The organism is Nonomuraea cypriaca (genome assembly GCF_015645445.1).
Classification (GTDB): domain Bacteria; phylum Actinomycetota; class Actinomycetes; order Streptosporangiales; family Streptosporangiaceae; genus Nonomuraea; species Nonomuraea cypriaca.
This window is the reverse complement of the sequence record NZ_JADOGI010000003.1, coordinates 93,837-112,246: the sequence shown is the minus strand read 5'-3', so window position 1 is coordinate 112,246 and position 18,410 is coordinate 93,837. Positions and strand designations below refer to the sequence as shown.

Here is an 18,410-nt window from a genome sequence, read left to right as displayed (position 1 = left end):
TGTGATCGGCTCCACGGGGGTGGGGGTGTGTCACGGTGGGGCCAGGCCTGGGACGAATGGAAAGAACTCAGTCAATCGTGCTACGAACCTCATCCAGGAGTTCCGCGGCTCGTTCCTCGATGGGTTTGGTGCCGATGGTCTTGGCGATCTCCACGGCGGTCTCCAGTTGGGCGGCGGCTTCCGCGGTTCGGCCGGCCACGTGGTAGAGCTCGCCGAGCGACGTTCTCACGCGGGCCTGGATGAGCCGGCTCTTGAGACTCTGAGTGATGTCCACGGCCTGGGTCAGGGCGGCCTCGGCCTCCTCCAGCAGTCCTTGCCGCATGCTCGACTCTCCCAGGCCGTGCAGAGCCAGGGACTCTCCTACGCGGTCTCCGATCGTGCGTGCGCTGGTCAGGGTTCTGGTGAAGGCGTCGCGGGCTTCGCCGTACCTCTTCTCTCGCAGATCGAGGCTGCCCAGCCAGTAGAGGGTCTGCGCGAGGCCGCGCGGGGTGTTCAGCGGCTCGTAGATCGCCAGGGCGGCTTCGAAGTTGACCCTGGCGAGCTGGAGCCGGTCCTGGTCGAGGTGGATCTGGGCTATATTGCGCAGGACAAACGCCTCGGTGCCCAGGTCGCCCGCCTCTCTCAGCTCCTCCAGCGCCTGTTCGTAGCGGCCCATGGCCTGGTCGAAGCGGCCCACGAAACGATCGACCATCGCCAGGTAGGTCCGGGCGATGCCTTGGCCGTGGACGTCACCCGCTTCCTGGAACAGCTCCAGCGAGCGGTCGTAATCGGCTGTCCCCAGGTCGTAGAGCGCCTTGTCCACGTGGAGCATCCCGCGCCGCTGGAGCACCGCCGCCATACCGCGGACATCGCCCGCCCGCTCGGCCGCCGCGTAGCCGGTCTCGAGTGTCGTGTGCTGGTCGTCGAGGTACTTCAGAAGCGAGAAGAAGATCGAGGTCGTACAGGCCAGGTCCCAGGAGAGGTCCTCGTGGCCGGCGCTCGCGGCCAGGTGCACCGCGTTGACGATGGTCAGCCGCTCGGTCTCGAACCACTCCACCGGATCGGCGACCAGTTCCTCCACGTAGTCGGCGGGCAGGCGCCAGCGCTTGGGAGAACCGCGTACGATCTGGTGTTCGCCGCCGTACAGCGCGCTGTAAGCCCCTCTGCTGACCGACAGCAGGCAGCTCAGCATGCGTTCGACAGCGTCCTTGCGCACCTGGGCCGGGTCCTCGGCCTCACCCATCTCCCGCGAGAACAGCCGTACCAGATCGTGGAAGAGGTAGCGCGTCCGCCCGGCCGAGTCGTTCGCGGCGACCTGCAGCAACTGGGCGTCAACCAGGGTTTCGAGTAACCTGTCCGCTTCGGGAACGTCGACATCGAGGAGCGCGGCGGCCGCCCACGAGGCGAAGCTGGTGACCTCGATGAGCCCCAGCCGCCGGAAGGCGCGCTGCTCCTCCGGCTCCAGGCCCTGGTAGCTGAGTGCGAAGACGGCACGCACATGCAGCGGCCCGTAGGCGAACTCGTCCAGCCTGCGCCGCTCGTCGCTGAGATGCGCCACCAGCGTGGTGGTGGTCCAGTGTCGCTTGGCCGCCAGGCGGGCGCCGGCGATGCGCAGGGCCAGCGGGAGGTAGCCGCACAGAGACGGCAACTCCCGGGCCGCGGCGGGATCTCGGGCCAGCCGCTCCTTACCCACGATCCGCTCCAGCAATGTCGTGGCCTGCGACGGGCTCAGCACGTCGAGATCCACATGCCAGGCTCCGGCGAGCGCCCCCAGGGACCTGCGGCTGGTGATGATGACGGCGCAGGACGGGCTTCCCGGGAGTACCGGCATGACGTGGGCCGCGTCGGTTGCGTTGTCCAGGATGATCAGTGCCCGGCGATCGGACATCAGCGTGCGGAACAGCTCGGCTCGCTCGTCGAGGGTCGGCGGGATCGAGTCGCCGCCCACGCCCAGGATCCGCAGGAACCGGCTGAGCACTTCGGTCGGATCGACTGGCTCGGTCCGTGTCCCCGTGCCGTGCAGGTCCATGTACAGCTGCCCGCCGGGAAACTGGGCGCGGATCTCGTACGCCAGATGCAGGGCGAGCGCGGTCTTGCCGATGCCTCCCATACCCGAGACCGCCGCGATCGACACGGTGTTCCTGCTCGCGTCACACAGGTAGCGCCGCAGCTCCTGCCGGATCCTCTCGCGCCCGGTGAAGTCCGTCACGTCCGGCGGGAGCATGTTCGGTACCGCCGGGCGGGCCGTCCCCTGGCCGCTGGCGCGTGCCTCCTCCGCCAGTAGCGCGGCGTGGGCGTCACGGAGCTCAGGCGAAGGATCGATCCCGAGCTCGTCAGCGAGCCTCCTCCTGGTGGCCTCGAACCAGCGCAGCGCCTGCGCCCGACGACCGGACGCGCCGAGAACGGTGATGAGGCGCGCGTGCAGCCGCTCGTCATAAGGATGCCGCCCGGCCAGGTGCACCACCTGATCGACGGCCTCCTGCGGCCGGTCGAGGACGAGCGCGAGGTCTGCCAGGTTCATCACGCACGTCAGCTGCGCCGTGTCCAGCCGGTGCGCCTCGGGGCAAGCGCGTAGTCCCTCGGGAGCGCCGAGCAGCACAGGGGCCCGCCACTCCGCCAACGCCTGCTGGAACAGATCGAGCCGACGCGCGGGGTCACGCTCGGCCACCGCCGTCTCGGTCAGTTCCATGAACCGCGCGGCGTCCAGCCGGACGCGCGCGATGTTGAGCCGGTAGCCGTGAGCGGTCAGCTCGATGGCGTCGGGCAGCGACATTTGGTCGCGCAGCCATGTGCGGATGCGGGAGATCCCCGTGCGCAATGCGCCCACGCTCGCCCCTGCCGGCCCCCACACCCACTCGGTCAGCCGATCTTCCGGCACTGGACGGCCGAGTCCGAGTGCCAGCCCCGCCAACAGCCAGGGACCGTTGCGCCCGGGAACGGTCACCTCGTGCCCCGCGATCCTGACCTCCAAAGGCCCGAGAATGCGGATCGTCGGCATGACCGGTTCGTTCTGTTGAACCATACGTATCCCCCCGGTACACGCTGCCCGCCAGGGTGACGAACGCCTCCTCGATCTCTGTAAACGGACTGAAATCGCGCTCTGGCAGCATACTTACTGACCACGGACACCAGGAAGGAAATACTCAGATGCTCAAGCGAAAGCTCGCGGCTCTTCTACTGGCGCTCTCGGCGATCTCTGGCGCGGGCGTGGGGGCCGCCACTCACATCGACTCTCACCAGCAGGCGCCTGTCAGCATCCAGGCGGGTGAGTGCGAGTGGTGCTGACCGCCGTTCGCCGGTGACGGCCCGCGCGGTCAATGCACGGGGCAGCCATGGTCGGCAGGTGATTCTGCCCGCTGGCGTAACTTGAGCAGCTTGTACGAGGTGGGGAACGGCTCCTTCGGCTGGATCCAGCGGTCGTTCACAGGGTCCCATTGTTCTATCGACGAGCGCTCGGCGTTGTGACCTTCACTGGCTACAGAGGCCTGACCGGGGGAGACAGGGACCATCACGGCAGTGATGGGGAGGGCCCGCTGCGAGGCGTGTCGTATCGCTGCTTACAGGGTCCGCATCAGGGGGATCGTCGTCATGCACGAAATCATCGCTTCACCCATGGCACGGGCCGGGATGAGGTCAGAGACCTGGTTCGGCATCCTGGGCCCGCTGATTGTGACTGTTGGCGGCCGGCCGGTCCATTTGGGCGGGCCACGGGCACGGGCCGCGCTCGCGGCGCTGCTCCTGGCCGACGGGCAGATTGTGCCCATTGAGCGGCTCATCGACCAGATATGGGAGGACGAGCCCCCAGCTTCAGGACGAAACCAGGTGATGATCGCCGTGTCCACCCTGCGCAAGGCATTCCGTACCGCCGGCGGCGATCCCGACTTGATCGAGACCGTGGCGTGCGGCTATCGGATACGTACCGCCGATCTCGACGCCCACCAGGCGGAGGTGAATCTCGCACAGGCACGTCAGGCGCCGCTCGCCTGGAAGGCCGCGCTGCTGCGTGAGACGCTCGGGCTGTGGCGTGGGCAGGTCCTCGCGGGGATCAGCACCCGGCCGTTGCGTGCGGTCGCCTCCCGATGGGAGGAGCTGCGGCTGAGTGTGCTGGAGGATTGGGCCGAGGCGGAGCTGGATCTCGGCAGGCATCGTGAGCTGGTGGGCGTGCTCGGTGTATCGGTGGCCGAGCACCCGCTGCGTGAGCGGATCCGCGCGCAGCTCATGCTCGCACTCCACCGGTCAGGACGCCAGGCAGAGGCTTTGGAGGTCTACGACCAGGGCCGGGCCGTACTGGTAGAGGAGCTTGGACTGGAGCCGGGGCATGTGCTGCGTGACATGCACGCGGCGATCCTGCGCGACGAACCAGGCGTACGGTGGGCCGGTGCCGGGGCACGGCCCGCAAGGGCTGCGGGCGGCGAGTCAGGCACATGGCAGGCGGGCTCGGGAGTCCGGCCGGCCCAGCTGCCCCCCGCGGTGTCGGCCTTCACCGGCCGGCGGAGGGAGCTCGGCGCGCTCGACACGCTGCTCGATCGGCAGGACGGCAGCGGGGAACTTCCGCTCTGCGTTGTGTACGGCATGGCCGGAGTCGGCAAGACCGGGCTGGCGGTGTCATGGGCGCATCGCGTCGCCGACCGGTTTCCCGATGGACAGCTGTTCGCAGACCTTCGCGGACACGCCCGCCATGCGCCCCCGCTACGCCCCGAAGCCGTGCTGGCCAGGTTTCTACGCGCACTCGGCCTGCCGGAGAGAAGCATCCCGGCCGGGCTCGACGAGCGCACGGCGCTGTTCCGCAGCCTGCTCGAAGGCCGGCGCGCGCTGATCGTGTTGGACGACGCGGCCTCGGCCGCGCAGGTCCGCCCGCTGCTGGCGGGGTCGGACTCCTGCTGCGTCGTCATCACCTCACGCTCCCCGCTGGGAGGGCTCGTCGCCCAGGACGGTGCTCGCTGTGTCGGCCTGGACGTCTTGAGCCCGCAGGAGGCCGAAGAGCTGCTGGGCCGGATGGTGGGCGCAGAGCGGATGGCGAGAGAGCGGCCCGCCGCCCGCGAACTCGGCGAGCTGTGCGACAGGCTGCCCTTGGCTCTGCGCATCGCCGCGGCCAAGCTGATGGCCAGGAGCGACTGGACGGTGTCGGGGATGGCGGCCCGTCTGGAGAGCGAGCAGGGACGCCTGGACGAGCTGCGTCATGCGGAGCTGGAGGTGCGGGGCAGCTTCGAGCTGAGCTACCGGGCTCTGCCTCAAGCGGCCAAGGTCGCCTTCCGCCGTCTGGGGCTGCTCGATCCGCCCGGCGGGTTCGCCGCCTGGACGGTGGCCGCGCTCGCCGAGGTGCCGCTCCCGATCGCGGAGAAGCTGTGCGAGCACCTTGTGGACGCGCAGCTCGCCAGGCCGCTCGACCAGGATGCGACTGGCTGCCCGCGCTATGGGTTCCACGACCTGGTACGGCTGTTCTCAAAGGAACGCGCTCATGTGGAGGAGGCTCTCGATTCGCGTACCGCGGCCGTCGTTCCGCGCGACGAGCTGTCCGCTCGCGCCCGTCGAGCAGACCAAGAAGCGCGACGGGCTCGTGTGCCGGTCGGAGACACGATCCCGCCGTTCATCGCCACTGGGTAGGGCGTCTTGCCACCGGGCGGTCATGGACGAGCGGGCGACCGATCAAGCGGCGGCGGGCGTCCTCGGTGACGCCGGTGGCGATCGGCCATCCGTGTGCCAGGACCTGTCTCCGTCCCCTCGTCGGCTACTGGAGCCCGGCGCGGACGGACGTGATGCGCTGCGTGTTGAAGCCGAGCCAGTGCATCCGGCCCACATAGCGCGCGTGCTCGATCTTCATGCAGCGGTCCTTGATCACCGTCAGGGTGCCGTCCTCGGCAATTCGTGCGCCCTCCTCGTTGATCACGCCGAACTGGCACCAGAGGACGCCGGCGTGGATCTCCACCGCCTCCCGCGCGATCCCCGGCAGTGCGTCCGGCGCGCGGAAGACATTCACAACGTCCACCGGCACGGGTACGTCCAGGAGGCTCCCGTAGCTGGTCTCTCCGAGAATCTCCGGTTCGCGGGGATTCACCGGGATCACCCGGTAGCCGTGCCGCTTGAGGTAGTAGCCGACGAAGTAGCTGGCTCGTAGCTCGTTCTTCGACAGGCCCACGATCGCGATCGTCCTGGCGCTGTGGAGCACGCGCTGAATCGTCAACGGGTCCTGGTATCGCTCCAAATCGATCATACCGTCTCCACCTTCTTGCCCATCGTCGCGGCGACGCGGGCGAAACCCTGCTCCAGATCCCAGATCAGATCCTCGACGGACTCGGTACCGACTGACAGCCGCACCGTTCCTGGCCCGACGCCGGCCGCCCGCAGTTCGTCGTCGCCGAGCTGACGATGCGTCGTGCTGGCGGGGTGGATGATCAGGCTTTTCGCGTCGCCGACGTTCGCCAGGTGCGACCAGAGCGTCACGCCGCCGATGAGGCCCTGCCCGCCGGACCGGCCACCGGCGCAGTCGAAGGAGAACACCGCGCCGGCACCGCGCGCCAAGTACTTCTCCACGAGCGGCCGGTACCTGCTCCCGGGCAGGCCGGGGTAGGTCACGTTCGACGCCAGTTCGTGCGACTCGAGGAACGTCGCGACCGCCCGCGCATTCTCGACGTGGCGTTCCATCCGCAGCGACAGTGTCTCGAGCCCCTGCAGGAACAGGAAGGCGTTGAGCGGTGCGAGCGCGCCGCCGAGATCGCGCAGGGTTTCGGCCCGGAGCTTCATCAGATAGCCGTACGACCCGAACGTCTCGTGGAATCGCAGGCCGTGGTAGGCCGGCGACGGATCCGCGACCACGGGGAAACGCCCGTTGGACCAGTCGAACGTGCCGGCCTCGACGACGACGCCGCCGATGCTCGTGCCGTGGCCGCCGATGAACTTGGTAGCCGAGTGGATCACGATGTCGGCGCCCCATTCGATCGGGCGGCACAGGTACGGCGTCGCGAACGTGTTGTCCACGATCAGCGGCAGCTCGTGCTCGTGCGCGATGGCCGCCACGGTCTCGATGTCCAGCACGTTCCCGGCGGGGTTGCCGATCGTCTCGCCGAAGAATGCCTTGGTGTTCGTGCGGACCGCCTGCCGCCACGCGTCCGGGTCGTCGGGATCGACCCAGGTCAGCTCCACGCTCATCTTGCGCAGCAGGTGCTTGAGCTGGTTCACCGTCCCGCCGTAGAGCGCCGAGGACGAGACGACGTGGTCGCCCGGCTGCAGCAGAGTGAAGAGCGCGGCCGCCTGCGCGGCGATCCCGCTGGCGAAGGCCACCGCGCCGGCGCCGCCCTCGAGGTTCGCCACTCGCTCCTCGAACACCGCGACGGTCGGGTTCATGATCCGCGAGTAGGTGTTCCCGTACTCCTGCAGATTGAAGTACGCCGCCGCGGATTCCGGGTCTTCGAACACGTAGCTGGTCGTCTGGAAGATCGGCACCGCACGTGCGCCGGTGTTCGGGTCGGGTCGTTGCCCGGCGTGCAGTTGCCGTGTCTCGAATCCGAACGCGCGGGCTTGTTCGGTACGGGAAGGCTGGTCGGTCACGAAGGTCTCTTCCTCGATGTCATCCAGGCCCGCCTTGGGCCAGGAACCGGCGGATGATGGGGGTCTGCCGCGCTTCCTCCAGTAAGAAGCAGTCGTGGCCGTACATCGCCTCGATCACATGGAGCTCGACCGGCTTGCCGAGGGCGCGAAGCGCCTCCTCGATCTCCTTCGACGCGGACGGCGGGTACAGCCAGTCGGAACTGAACGCCATCAGCAGCGTCCGCGCGGAAACGCCTTCGAGCGCCTGCGCCAGCGATCCGCCGCCATGCTGCCGTGCGAGATCGAAATACGTCAGCGCGCGCGAGGTGTAGAGGTAGGTGTTGGCGTCGAAGCGCTTGACGAACGAGTCGGCCTGGTGGCGCAGGTAGTTCTCCACCTCGAACTCCGGCTCGTCGATCGTGTAGCGGATGTCGTCGGCGAACTGCAGCCGCCGGCCGAACTTCTCGCTCAGCGCGGGCGCGGACAGGTACGTGATGTGGCCGACCATCCGCGCCACACCCATGCCGGCATCGGGCGAGCGGCCCGTGCCGTGGTAGTGGCCGCCCTGCCAGGCCGGGTCGCGCATGATCGCGTCGCGCGCGATCGCGTTCCAGGCCACACCCTGAGGGTGGAGGGCGTGCGTGCTGGCGATCGACACGACGGCATCGACCTGGTCAGGGAACAGGATCGCCCACTCGAGCGCCTGCATCCCGCCGAGCGAGCCCCCTGCCACCGCCGCGAGCCGCTCGATGCCCAGTGCGTCAAGTAACGCGCGCTCGGTTCGTACCATGTCCGCGACAGTGATCACGGGGAAGTCCGACCCGTACGGCTTGCCCGTCGCCGGATCGATCGACGACGGACCCGTCGTGCCGCGGCAGCCGCCGAGCAGGTTCGTGGAGACGACGAAGAAGCGGTCGGTGTCGAACGCCTTGCCGGGGCCGATCATCCCGTCCCACCAGCCGAGTCCCTTGCGGCCCGCGCCGTCGCGATCCTCGGATCCGAACCCGTCGCGCGTGCTCTCCTCGGGCGGCGCCTTCGCGAAGCCCGCCGCATGGGCGTCGCCGCTGAGCGCATGGCACACCAGGATGACGTTGTCGCGCCGCGGTGAGAGGGCACCGTAGGTTTCGTACGCCACGCGAACCGGGTGCAGCTCCCGCCCGCAGTCGAGCCGTACCGGCTGCGGCAGGTCGAGGTACTGCGTCTCCACCGTGCCGACTGAGCCGGGAGCGAGTGTCGGGGCTGGCTGCGACATGGAGCCTATGGTAGCCCTGCGCCTGCCGATGACGTCATCCGTGCAGGTCCTGCGGCTTGCCGGGCGGCAGCGGGTGCCGTACGGCCGGGGAGCGCGTGGTAGCGCCTGCACTACCACGCGTGGGTAACTGGCTGCATTGTTGCGGGCCCGGTGAGCTACCTAGGGTCGGGAGCCGTCGAAAAGGGCTCTCCGTGGAAGGTACTCGCCATGTCCATGACCATGACCGATGACGCCGTCAGCGTCGAACGTGTCAGCAAGACGTACGGGGACGGTCAGTCTGTCGTGGCCCTGAACGATGTCGACGCCCGGTTCTTCCGCGGGACGATGACGGCGGTGATGGGGCCGTCAGGCTCCGGCAAGAGCACCCTGCTGCACTGCGCGGCCGGCCTGGACCGGCCCACCTCGGGCCGGGTCCGGATCGGCGCCACCGACCTGTCGTCGATGTCCGAGAACGAATTGACCAAGCTGCGCCGCAGCCGGGTCGGCTTCGTGTTCCAGGCGTTCAACCTGGTGGGTGCGCTCACCGTGGAGGAGAACATCCTGCTGCCGTCGCGGCTGTCCGCCCGCCGACCGGACCCGGCATGGCTCACCGAGGTGGTCGGACGGGTCGGCCTGGGGGATCGGCTCCGGCACCGGCCGACGCAGCTCTCCGGCGGCCAGCAGCAGCGGGTGGCGATCGCCCGGGCACTCGTCACCCGGCCCGAGGTGATCTTCTGCGACGAACCGACCGGGGCGCTCGACACACAGAGCGCGGCGGAGGTGCTGGCCCTGCTGCGCTCAGCGGTCGACGAGTCCGGGCAGACCGTCATCATGGTGACCCATGATCCGGGCGCCGCGTCCTACGCCGACCGGGTCATGGTCCTCGCCGACGGCCGGATCGTGCAGGACATGCCGCAGCCCGGGGTCCAGCGGATCGCCGAACAGCTGGCGCAGCTCGGCCGCCGGCAGCCCGTCGCGAGCCAGGAGGGCTGAACCATGCTCCGACTGGCCGCGCAGATGCTGCGCTTTCGTAAAGGCGGTTTCGTGGCGACCTTCATGGCGCTCAGTGCCGGCGCCATGATCCTGACAGTGTGCGCGCTTCTCGTGGAATCGGGGCTGCAGTACCAGGGCCTGCCGGAGCGGTACGGCGAGGCGACCGCCGTCGTCGCCCAACGGGACCTCACGGTGGCCGGGCCGGAGATGTTCGGGGAGAGCGAGTCCACCACGGTGGTGCTGCCCGAGCGCGGCGGTGTCCCGGAATCGCTGGTCCGCCTGCTCGCCCAGGTGCCCGGTGTGGCGAGCGCGGTGGGAGATCACTCGATCGCGGTCGCGGCATCGAACGTGCCCGCCACCGGCCACGGCTGGGCGAGCGCGGCGCTCACCCCGTACCGGATCGTGTCCGGCACGGCGCCGCGGTCCGCTGGTGAGATCGCCGTCGACGCCCGGCTCGCCACCGCCGGACGGCTGCGTCCCGGTGTCACCACGGAGATCGTCACCGGTGGGGCCGTTCACCGGTTCCGGGTGAGCGGCGTCGTGGAGGCGGCCGGCACGCGAGGGCCGGGAGCGGTGCTGTTCTTCACCGACGCGCAGGCGGCCCGGCTCGACCCGCACCGTGGCCGCTTCGACGCGATCGGCGTCCTCGCCGCGCAGGGCGCCGATCGGTCGGCGGTGGTCGCCGAGGTGCGCCGGGTCGCGGCCGAGGCGGGGGCGAAGACGTACACGGGCGCCGAGCGGGGGCTGGCGGAACAGCCCGAGGCGGCCGCCGCACGGGACCTGGCCGTGCAGGCCGGTGGCGCGTTCGGTGGCTATGCCGCGATGATCATCGGCTTCGTGATCGCCGCGACGGTCGGACTGTCGGTCCGGCACCGCCGCCGCGACCTCGCCCTACTGCGGGCGATCGCGGCGACCCCGGGCCAGGTGCGGCTCCTGATCCTCGGCGAGGTGGGCCTGCTCAGCCTGCTCGCCGTGGCGGTGGGCGTCCCGGCGGGACTGGCCGCCACCGCCTGGATCCGGGACGAACTCGTGACCCGCGGGTTCGTCCCCGACACCTTCACGGTGCGCGGCGGCGTCCTGTCCGCGCTGGCGGTGATCGCCGCGGTGGCCGCCGTCGCGCTGCTGTCCGCCTGGATCGCGGCCTCGCGCACCACCCGGATCCGGCCTACCGAGGCGCTCGGTGAGGCCGCCGTCGAACCCGCGACGGGGGGCAAGGTCCGGGGCGTCTGCGGCCTGGCCCTCCTCGTCGGCGCGGTGTGCATGATCGGCCTCACCGGCAGCACCAGCGGTGAGACCGCAATGGGCGCCGCGGTGGGAATGCTGTACACGTTCGTGCTGGCGGTCGCGCTCCTGGCCCCGTGGATCAACCAGGCCGCCGCGCGGCTACTCGCGCCGGTCCTGCGAACCGTCTGGGGCGACAGCGGGTACCTCGCCGCCGCGAACCTGCGGGCGAACGCGCGCGGAATGGTCGCCGTGCTGACCGCGCTGGTCCTGTCCGTCGGGTTCGGCGGCACCGTCTGGTTCCTGCAGGACAACCTGCAGCGCCAGACGGTGATCCAGAGCCAGGACGGGACACTCGCCCAGCACGCGCTGGTCGGCCGCGTCGGCCTGCCCGTGTCCGCCACGGAGAAGGCCCGCCTGATCCCGGGGGTGCTGGCCGCGACCGGGGTGCGCCGCACTTCCGTGGTCGTGCCCATGGAGTTCGGTGGTCAGGCTGTGGTTGCGCAGGGCATCGATCCGCAGGGGGCGGAACGGACCATGGACCTGGGAGTACGGTCGGGAAGCCTCGCCGATCTGCACGGCGCCACCGTGGCGGTGTCCGCGTCACGGGCGCAGTCGTCGGGCTGGGAGATCGGCGACGACGCGCGGTTGTGGCTCGGTGACGGCACGCCGGTCACCTTGCGGGTCGTCGCCATCTACGACCGGGGCTTCGGGTTCGGCGAGGTCACCCTGAACACCGAGACACTCGCCGGGCACACCGTGACCGGTCTCGACGACCATGTCCTGATCCGCACCGCACCAGGTGCCGCCGTCGGCACCGCCCTGACCAGGCTCGCGGGTGAATACCCGGCGAGCACCGTGACCGGCACGGACCGGCTCACCGGCGAACTCGCCCAAGATCTGGCGATCAGCGCCTGGCTGAACAAGCTGCTGGTCGCCGTGCTGGTCGGGTACGCGGTACTCGCGGCCGCCAACACCCTGATCATGGCCGCCCTGGCCCGGACCCGGGAGCTGTCCCTGCTGCGCCTGGTCGGGATGACCCGCGGCCAGGTGAGACGGATGGCCCACGCCGAACAGGCCGCCCTACTGGGCGTGGCACTCACGATCGGCGTCGCGATCGCAACGGTCACCCTCTCCTCGATCGTCAACGCCATCGCCGGAGAGCCCATCCCGTACGTCCCGGCCCTGGGCTGGGTCACCATCATCGGCGGAACCGTCGTGCTCGCGCTGGTCGCCACGGTGCTGCCGATCGGCCGGCTCATGCGCACCCCGCCGGTCGAGGGCATCGGCATCCGCGAGTAGAGATGTGCCGGCGTTCCTCATGGTGGGTTCCGCGGCAGGGTGAGGGTCAGGATGGCTCCGCCGCGGGGGGCGTTGGCCGCAGTGAGAGTGCCGCCGTGCAGGCGCGCGTTCTCGGTGGCGATGGCCAGGCCCAGGCCGCTGGCATCGGTGCGGGTACGGGCGACGTCACCTTTGGTGAAGCGGTCGAAGACGTGGGGCAGCAGGTCGGCGGGGATGCCGGGCCCGTCGTCGGAGACGGTGACGGCGATCTGGTCGGCATCGGCCCGAACCTGGACGAGCACCGATACCGGCGTACCGCCGTGTCGTAGCGCGTTGCCTAACCAGGTGGCGAAGGCCGCCGACCCCTGTTGGCAGGAGTGGATCCCGTCATTGGCACGCTGGGCCCTGCCGGCGGCGTAGTCGTTCCCCCACAGCTCGGAGGCATCCAGGTAGCGAACGTCAGCGACCTTGGCGGCCATCGCGGGCGCGCTCTTGATCGCGCCCTCGTGGGGCTCGAAGAATTCGTCGATCTTGAACGGCGGGGCGGACACCAGGACGAGCTGGGCACCGGCGTCCTCCGCCGTCCGGGAGAGCTTCTGGTAGGCCGCCAACTGCTGGCCGGGCGTGCCCCAGTCATAGGTGGCGATCTGGTACGCGATCAGCGTCGGCCGGAAGGAGGCGAGGTTCTCCCTCAGCCTCTTCCAGGCGTCCTTGGCCGCCATGGCCGTCACCGGGTGATCACCGGCGACGATGTTGCCGCCGCCGCCGTCGGAGGTGGCGTTCTTGAACCGCACACCGCTGGCCTTCAGCGCGGCATCCAGGGCCGGGGCTTCCGCGCCCGCGATGGAGTCGCCCATCCACAAAACCTTGACGCCGGTTGCGGCCTGATCGGCGTGCTGGGCCGTCGCGTCCGCCGCGGCCGGTCCGTCGCCGGGGGCGGCAGTCGTGGATACGCCGCAGGCCGCCAGCGTGGCCGCGACCGCGACGGCCACGATCGCTCCGGCGCGGCGGCGGCCAGTGGTGACTTGGGGAAACGAGGAGTCAGGGGAGGGGTTCGTCGGTTGCATGATCCGTATCAGACGAATCCGGTGGTCAACCGCATTGTCATCGTTTCATCACACAATGAGGGATCAGCCATCACAGAGGTGGCCGTCTTGCTATCTGGCACGGCGCAGGCTACCGGCCGCTCCACCTGATCTCATACGGCTGGAGGGCGAACTCCTTGCCGTCCACCGTCGTGGTGACCGCGGAATCCGTCGTGTTGACCAGCAGGAGCTGCTGCGGCTGCGCCAGCACCCGGACGTCCGGGTCGGAGGAGGTGACCTGCTCCACCTTGACGTCGGCGGGGAACCACTTGGTGAAGTTGCTCACCAGCTGTCCCGTCGGCATCTCCGCTCCGGTCCGCGAGTCCCACAGGCAGCCCTCGCAGGGGCCTTCCTTGGTCTGCGGGTTCCAGTAGAGCGCGGTCGCGGCGCCGCTCTCGGCGAACTCGATCATCGAGGCGGCCTGGACCGCGAGCCGCTTGTTCTCCGGCCAGGTGGTGCCGTCCTCGGGCACGAAATACCACTCCGACCACCAGACCGGCAGGTCGCCGGTCTTCTCGCGCAGCCACTTGGTCACCGCGCCGAACTTGGCCAGCGCCCCGAACTCGTCGGGCAGCAACTCATGCGCGTCGGTGGGCGAGGCGCCGTCGACCACGATGAAGTCGGCGCCCTTCTTGTTCTTGAACCAGTACTCGAAGGCGTCGATGGCGTTCTGGTTCACCACTCCCCACGGCCCCCGCAGTTCGGACTCGCCGCTGCTGTTGCTGTCGAAGCCGAGGTACGGGCCGCCGATCTTGGCGTCGGGCCGGACCGCCTTCACCGCGTCGTAGACCTTGTTGTACAACTCCGTGTAGCCCTTGAAGTTCGCGGGCTTGGAGTGGTCCTTCCAGAAGCCCTTGAACTCGTTCCAGACCATGAAGTATTTGACGTCCTTGTACTTGCTGGCGACGGTCGCCGCCAGCCTGGCGAAGTCGTCGTAGTGCTCGGGGTAGGGGGCGTCCTCCAGGTGCTCGTCCCACGCCGACTCCTCGGTCGGGCCTTCTGGGCCGCCCTTCATCCAGTCGGGGGCGCAGCAGAGCGTGATGATCTGCGTGCCGCCGGACTCCTGCATCAGGTTCAGCCGGCTGTCGAGGTCCTCCCAGAAGTACTGCCCCGGGTACGGCTCCGGGTTGAGCGCGCCGAACCCCATGATGTGCTGGTTCTGCAACATCGGTGTCCGGGCCAGCGACCGGGCCACGTCCCGCTCGAACCGCGGGGTGATGTTGTTGGCGCTGACACCCGTATGCGTGAACCCCCAGCGCGGCCACCCGGGGTCCACCGCAGGGGGTACGCCGATCTCGCTCTCGGTCGCCGCCTGCGGCGCGGCCGAGGACTGCCGCACGACAGGCACCCCCGGCTCGTCCGGGTCGGCGACCCCGCAGCTCGCCGCGGCCAGCGCCATGGCGGTGACCACCGCGGCCGAGGCTGTCAGCCGGCCGAGCCGCCGCCAAGTCGATCCCCCGTTAGTCGATACCACCGATCCCCATCCGATCCTTGCCATCGTCATGCCGCCTTGAGGGTTCCATGGGTCGCGCGTGAGAGGCGCATCGGGAGCAGGGTTCACAGCTAATCGTTATCGTTCAGCCCCGTCGAAGAGCTTGACGTGGTCGGCCCCCCGGCTGCCGACCGGGCTCCGTGGCCCGTTCCAGGAGGGCGCCATGGTGAGGAGGTGCGGCACCAGCGAGAGCGTGAGGTGCCCGTGCGCGATCGGCCCGCCGAAGGGGCCCTCCCATGCATCGGTGCTCAGGGAGAACGCGCCCACCTGTCGCCGTCCACGCACTGACCATCCGCACGAAACTCCATCACACCGGCCTGCCCTGGCGTTCGCCGGCTGCGCGTGCTTTCGGCGTGGTGGCTGCCGTTTGCGACGTCTGGGCGAAGGTCGTCATGCCGGTCAGCCCTTGGTCGCGCCGGCGGTGAGGCCTGAGACCACGTACTTCTGCACGAACAGGGCGATCAGCATGATCGGCAGGGTGACCACGGTGGTCGCGGCCATCAGGCCGCCCCAGTCGATGCTGGCGTAGCCGACGAAGTCGAAGATCGCCACGGGCAGCGTCTTGGTGTCCGCGTCGGAGAGCACGAGCGCGAACATGAAGTTGTTCCAGGAGAAGATGAAGGACAGGATCCCGGCGGTGGCGATACCCGGCACGGACAGAGGCAGGGTGATGCGGCGGAACGCGCCGATGTGGGTCAGCCCGTCGACCAGCGCCGCCTCCTCCAGGTCCTCGGGCAGGCTGTCGAAGTAGCCCATCATGATGTAGACCACCAGCGGCAGCGAGACGAACATGTGGCTGATGATCAGCACACCGAAGCCCCCGACCATCTTCAGGTTGGAGAAGACGTAATACCAGGGCACCAGGAGCGAGACGCCGGGGATGACCCGGGCCATCAGCACCACCAGCGCGGACTTCTTCATGTTGAACCGGCTCATCGAGTACGCGGCCGGCAGGCCGAGGATCAACGACGCCACGGTGGCGGCGAACGCCACCCAGAGGCTGTTGACGATGAACTCGACGTAGTTCGCCTGCTGGAGCACCTTGGCGTAGTTGTCCATGGTGGGCGAGAACGCCAGCGCCTTGCCCGGGTCGTAGATGTCGACGTTGGTCTTGAACGACGCGGCGATCATCCAGATCAGCGGCGCGAGCAGCATGAGCATCACGAAGGTGAGCGCCACCACCCGGAACATCCGGTACGCGGGCCGGGGCTTCATCGCTGCGCCTCCTTGCGCCGGGCGGTCAGGGCCCACATCGCCCCAATGATGATCAGGAAGAAGATGATGAGCACGGTGGAGGAGACGCCGTACTCGTTGTAGTCGAAGCTGAGGCCGTAGGCGTACACGTTGAGGGTCTCCACCTCGTGGAACGAACCGCCGCCACGGCCCTTGGTGGCGTAGAGGATGTCGAAGGTCTTCAGCGCGTCGATGCCGCGCAGCAGGATCGCCACGGTCAGCGTGGGCATCAGCAGCGGCAGCGTGACGTGCCGGAAACGCTGCCACGTGCTGGCGCCGTCGATGCGCGCCGCTTCCTGCGGCTCGTCCGACAGCGAGGTGAGCCCGGCGAGCAGGATCAGCACGACCATCGGCGTCCACTGCCACACGTCGATGAAGATCGTGGTGGGCAGCGCCGAGTACTGGCCGGCGAGCCACGGCTGTGGCCCGATGCCGAACCAGCCCAGGACCTGGTTGGCCAGGCCGATGTTCGGGTCGAAGATGAGCCGCCACATCATGCCGACTGCCACCGGGGTGGCGACGAGCGGCAGCAGGATGGCGACCCGGACCCACCTCTGCCCCTTGAACGGCCGCCAGAGCAGGAGAGCGATCGCCATCCCGAGGACCACCTCGAACAGCAGCGCGACGACGGTGAAGGTGGCCGTCCGTCCCACGGCGGGCCAGAACCGGTCGGTGTCAGAGAGGACGTCCAGGTAGTTCGCCAACCCCACGAACTCGCTCTCCGCGCGAACGGACCCCTCGGCGTCGGTCAGGCTGAGATAGGCGGTCCAGGCCAGCGGGAACACGAGCAGCGCGGCGACGAAGGTCATCGCGGGCGCGGCGAAGAGCCATTTGCGGTGGTCATTGACCCAGCGCACCCAGCCCGGCGTATCGGGGGCGGCGGGGGTGCTGCGCGGCGGCTTGGTGGTGATCGTTGCCATGAGGTCTCCAGGGATGGGCGGGCCTGCGGGGTACGCGGGAGACGGGCGCTCTGTCCCGCCACCCGCGTGTGCCGCTTACCTGGCCTCGTCGTCCAGGAACTTCTGGAACATGGCGTTGGCCGTGTCCGCGGCCGCTCCGGCGTCCTTGCCGGTGATCGCGTCGACGAGCGGCTGTCCGACGATCTCGCGGGCCTCGGCGACCTTCACGACCAGCGGCCGGTCATGACCCACCCCCGCCTTGGTGCTGGCCTCGATGGCCTCCGCCAGGTCCTCCGGGAAGGTCGAGATGCCCTCCGGGTCGGCCCAGACAGAGCTGCGGGCGCCCGGCACGCCGGACTTCTGCTGAGCGAGCGTCTGCTCCTTGCTGGTGGCCCACTCGATGAACTTCCAGGCGTTGTCCGTGTTCTCGGAGCCGGCGTTGATGCCCAGTGCCCACGACGGGATGTTGTACGGCTTCGAACCGGCCGGGCCCGCCGGGAACGGCGCGAAGCCGACCTGGTCCGAGACCTTGGACTTGGCCGGGTCGGTGGCGTTCTTGTAGAGGGAGTTCGCCTCGGTGTAGAAGGCGGCCTTGCCCTGGGTGAAGATGGCCATCGCCTCGGGCCAGCCCATGTCGGTGCTGACGTTCGCCGGGCCGGAGTCCTTGATCAGCCCGCCGTAGAGTGCGTATGCCTGCTTGGCCGCGTCGCTGCTGACCGCGGCCTTGCCACCGCTGTCGACGAAGTCGCCGCCGAAGCTGTAGAGGAAGCTGGAGAACTGGGTGACCGCCGCCGACTTGCCGGTACGGGCGACGAAGCCGGCGACATCCGGCTCGGCCGCCTTGACCTTGGCGGCGGCGGCCTTCAGCTCGTCGAGGGTCTTCGGCGGGGCGCTCAGGCCGGCCTCATCGAGCAGGTCCTTGCGGTAGTAGAGGACCTCCTGCTCGGTGATGATCGGGACACCGACCGGCTTGCCCTCGTACGCGGTGGCCTCTACCGGGCCGCCCTGGAAGTCGGAGAAGTCCCAGGCCGCGGACTTGACCTGGGCGGACAGGTCGGCCAGGTACTTGTTCTTGGCGAAGAGCTTCCCCTCCTGCAGGGGGCGGTACATCATCACGTCGATGTCGGACGAGCCGGCGTTCAGCTTGACGTTGTACTGGTCCGAGAGCTGGTCCTCGCCGAGCTGGGTGATCTCGACCTTGAGCCCGGTCTGCTTCTCGAACTCGGGCAGCGCCTGCTTGACGTTGTCGGTCCATACGTGGTTGGCCAGGGTGACCCGCACTGTCGTGGAGGCGCCGTCGCCCCCGTCGCCGCCACCGCAGGCGGACAGGCCCATGGCCACAACCATGGCCAGAGATGTACCGATTATCGATCGACGTCGCACGCCATCTCGCCTTTCTGTCATGGTCGCCGTCCCCCTGAAGAGCGCCACACTCTCGTAACGTCGGCTTAATGCCGGGATGTTAGGACAAA

At 69.1% G+C, this 18,410-nt stretch carries 13 protein-coding genes; 3 read left to right on the top strand and 10 right to left on the bottom strand.

What is annotated here, in order from left to right:
• Window positions 1-67: 67 nt before the first annotated feature.
• A complete protein-coding gene (locus ITP53_RS02070; RefSeq protein WP_195893539.1) occupies window positions 68-2,977 on the bottom strand; it encodes an AfsR/SARP family transcriptional regulator in 2,910 nt (969 codons plus the stop codon).
• 590 nt (window positions 2,978-3,567) lie between these two features.
• Between ITP53_RS02070 and ITP53_RS02065 the strand changes: the two genes are divergently transcribed.
• The gene (locus ITP53_RS02065; RefSeq protein ID WP_195893538.1) at window positions 3,568-5,583 is read left to right on the top strand and encodes an AfsR/SARP family transcriptional regulator; all 2,016 of its coding nucleotides are present in this window, start codon (window positions 3,568-3,570) and stop codon (window positions 5,581-5,583) included.
• 124 nt (window positions 5,584-5,707) lie between these two features.
• Here the strand turns inward: ITP53_RS02065 and ITP53_RS02060 are convergent, their stop codons facing one another.
• Genes ITP53_RS02060 through metX form a run of 3 tightly spaced genes read right to left on the bottom strand, consistent with a single transcriptional unit; the run spans window position 5,708 to window position 8,755 of the window.
• Window positions 5,708-6,190 (bottom strand): CoA-binding protein, encoded by a 483-nt coding sequence (locus ITP53_RS02060; RefSeq protein ID WP_195893537.1) that lies wholly within the window; start codon window positions 6,188-6,190, stop codon window positions 5,708-5,710.
• Window positions 6,187-7,524: an O-acetylhomoserine aminocarboxypropyltransferase/cysteine synthase family protein gene (locus ITP53_RS02055; protein ID WP_195893536.1), complete on the bottom strand. Its 1,338-nt coding sequence runs from the start codon at window positions 7,522-7,524 to the stop codon at window positions 6,187-6,189. The genes ITP53_RS02060 and ITP53_RS02055 overlap by 4 nt, the downstream gene beginning before the upstream one ends.
• A gap of 19 nt (window positions 7,525-7,543) precedes the next feature.
• Window positions 7,544-8,755 carry a homoserine O-acetyltransferase MetX gene (gene metX / locus ITP53_RS02050; RefSeq protein WP_195893535.1) on the bottom strand — a complete coding sequence of 404 codons (1,212 nt, stop codon included), beginning with the start codon at window positions 8,753-8,755 and terminating at the stop codon, window positions 7,544-7,546.
• 207 nt (window positions 8,756-8,962) lie between these two features.
• Here metX and ITP53_RS02045 point away from each other — a divergent pair, with 207 nt between their 5' ends.
• Window positions 8,963-9,727, top strand: a complete 765-nt coding sequence (locus ITP53_RS02045; RefSeq protein WP_207755426.1) for an ABC transporter ATP-binding protein — start codon at window positions 8,963-8,965, stop codon at window positions 9,725-9,727.
• A gap of 3 nt (window positions 9,728-9,730) precedes the next feature.
• Window positions 9,731-12,250, top strand: a complete 2,520-nt coding sequence (locus ITP53_RS02040; RefSeq protein ID WP_195893534.1) for an FtsX-like permease family protein — start codon at window positions 9,731-9,733, stop codon at window positions 12,248-12,250.
• Between the two features lie 17 nt (window positions 12,251-12,267).
• Here ITP53_RS02040 and ITP53_RS60005 read toward each other — a convergent pair whose 3' ends face one another.
• The 6 genes from ITP53_RS60005 to ITP53_RS02010 all read right to left on the bottom strand — a co-directional run bounded on the left by ITP53_RS60005 (window position 12,268) and on the right by ITP53_RS02010 (window position 18,285).
• Complete coding sequence (locus ITP53_RS60005; protein WP_195893533.1) at window positions 12,268-13,296, bottom strand: ATP-binding protein; 1,029 nt, start codon at window positions 13,294-13,296, stop codon at window positions 12,268-12,270.
• Between the two features lie 109 nt (window positions 13,297-13,405).
• Complete coding sequence (locus tag ITP53_RS02030) at window positions 13,406-14,725, bottom strand: glycoside hydrolase family protein (protein ID WP_195893532.1); 1,320 nt, start codon at window positions 14,723-14,725, stop codon at window positions 13,406-13,408.
• 159 nt (window positions 14,726-14,884) lie between these two features.
• Window positions 14,885-15,091, bottom strand: coding sequence for a hotdog family protein (locus tag ITP53_RS02025; RefSeq protein WP_195893531.1), 207 nt, complete (start codon window positions 15,089-15,091; stop codon window positions 14,885-14,887).
• 114 nt (window positions 15,092-15,205) lie between these two features.
• Entirely contained in the window at window positions 15,206-16,021 is an 816-nt protein-coding gene (locus ITP53_RS02020) for a carbohydrate ABC transporter permease (RefSeq protein WP_195893530.1), read from the bottom strand.
• Window positions 16,018-16,959 carry a carbohydrate ABC transporter permease gene (locus ITP53_RS02015; protein WP_207755425.1) on the bottom strand — a complete coding sequence of 314 codons (942 nt, stop codon included), beginning with the start codon at window positions 16,957-16,959 and terminating at the stop codon, window positions 16,018-16,020. The genes ITP53_RS02020 and ITP53_RS02015 overlap by 4 nt, the downstream gene beginning before the upstream one ends.
• A 75-nt stretch (window positions 16,960-17,034) precedes the next feature.
• On the bottom strand, window positions 17,035-18,285 hold the full coding sequence (locus tag ITP53_RS02010) for an ABC transporter substrate-binding protein (RefSeq protein WP_195893529.1): 1,251 nt from the start codon (window positions 18,283-18,285) through the stop codon (window positions 17,035-17,037).
• Between the last annotated feature and the right edge of the window lie 125 nt (window positions 18,286-18,410).

Excerpts from the sequence above, each read along its gene's own strand:
- ITP53_RS02010 (WP_195893529.1), bottom strand. The coding sequence starts at position 18,285 with ATGGTTGTGGCCATGGGCCTGTCCGCCTGCGGTGGCGGCGACGGGGGC.
- ITP53_RS02015 (WP_207755425.1), bottom strand. The coding sequence starts at position 16,959 with ATGGCAACGATCACCACCAAGCCGCCGCGCAGCACCCCCGCCGCCCCC.
- ITP53_RS02020 (WP_195893530.1), bottom strand. The coding sequence starts at position 16,021 with ATGAAGCCCCGGCCCGCGTACCGGATGTTCCGGGTGGTGGCGCTCACC.
- ITP53_RS02065 (WP_195893538.1), top strand. The coding sequence starts at position 3,568 with ATGCACGAAATCATCGCTTCACCCATGGCACGGGCCGGGATGAGGTCA.
- metX (WP_195893535.1), bottom strand. The coding sequence starts at position 8,755 with ATGTCGCAGCCAGCCCCGACACTCGCTCCCGGCTCAGTCGGCACGGTG.
- ITP53_RS02060 (WP_195893537.1), bottom strand. The coding sequence starts at position 6,190 with ATGATCGATTTGGAGCGATACCAGGACCCGTTGACGATTCAGCGCGTG.
- ITP53_RS02045 (WP_207755426.1), top strand. The coding sequence starts at position 8,963 with ATGTCCATGACCATGACCGATGACGCCGTCAGCGTCGAACGTGTCAGC.
- ITP53_RS60005 (WP_195893533.1), bottom strand. The coding sequence starts at position 13,296 with ATGCAACCGACGAACCCCTCCCCTGACTCCTCGTTTCCCCAAGTCACC.
- ITP53_RS02070 (WP_195893539.1), bottom strand. The coding sequence starts at position 2,977 with ATGCCGACGATCCGCATTCTCGGGCCTTTGGAGGTCAGGATCGCGGGG.
- ITP53_RS02040 (WP_195893534.1), top strand. The coding sequence starts at position 9,731 with ATGCTCCGACTGGCCGCGCAGATGCTGCGCTTTCGTAAAGGCGGTTTC.